The sequence below is a fragment of the Streptomyces sp. NRRL S-1022 genome (assembly GCF_000720135.1).
In the GTDB taxonomy this organism is placed as follows: Bacteria; Actinomycetota; Actinomycetes; order Streptomycetales; family Streptomycetaceae; genus Streptomyces.
Genome location: NZ_JOIU01000096.1, coordinates 1 through 838, shown reverse-complemented (window position 1 = coordinate 838; position 838 = coordinate 1). Strand labels below are relative to the sequence as shown.

Below are 838 nucleotides of genomic sequence, written 5' to 3'. Positions count from 1 at the left end.
TCAGGTGGTGCTGAGCATGCCCTCGCGCAGCCGGCCCAGCAGTCGCGTGATCAGCCGGGAGACGTGCATCTGGGAGACGCCGAGGCGCTCGCCGATCTGCGCCTGGGTCAGCTCCTCCACGAACCGCCAGTGGATGATCTTCCGGTCCCGCTCGTCCAGCTCCGCGATCATCGGGGCCAGCGCGTGGAAGTCCTCCACCAGACCCAGCGCCTGGTCCTCGTCACCGATGAAGTCCGCCAGCGCCGCCTCACCGTCCTCGCTGCCGCTGATCGCCGCGTCCAGCGAGGCCGACCGGTAGCCGTTGGACGCCAGCTGCGCCTCCACCACCTCGTCCTCCGGCAGACTCATCAGCTCCGACAGCTCCCGGGTCGTCGGCGTCCGCCCCAGCCGGCTGCGCAGCTCCTCGTTGGCCCGGGCCAGCTGCACCCGCGCCTCCTGCAGCCGCCGCGGCACGTGCACCGCCCAGGAGGTGTCCCGGAAGAACCGCTTGATCTCACCCACGATGTAGGGCACCGCGAACGAGGTGAACTCCACCTCCCGGGTCAGCTCGAACCGGTCGATCGCCTTGATCAGCCCGATCATGCCGACCTGGACGATGTCCTCCATCTCCTCCGGCCCACGGCTGCGGAACCGCCCCGCCGCATAACGGACCAGGGACATGTTCATCTCGATCAGCGTGTTCCGCGCGCCCTGGTACTCGGGCGTACCCTCCTCCAGCACCGCCAGCCGGTCGAAGAACAGCTTCGACAACTCCCGCGCGTCCTTCGGCGCCACCCGGGACGGATCCGCGATCTCCGGAACGTCCACCGCACGTCCAGCGGTCTGCACGGTCGTCGTC

At 69.3% G+C, this 838-nt stretch carries 1 protein-coding gene; it reads right to left on the bottom strand.

What is annotated here, in order from left to right; all coding sequences use genetic code 11:
- The gene (locus IG05_RS0140955) at nucleotides 1-828 is read right to left on the bottom strand and encodes an RNA polymerase sigma factor SigF (RefSeq protein WP_030349172.1); all 828 of its coding nucleotides are present in this window, start codon (nucleotides 826-828) and stop codon (nucleotides 1-3) included.
- Nucleotides 829-838: the final 10 nt, after the last annotated feature.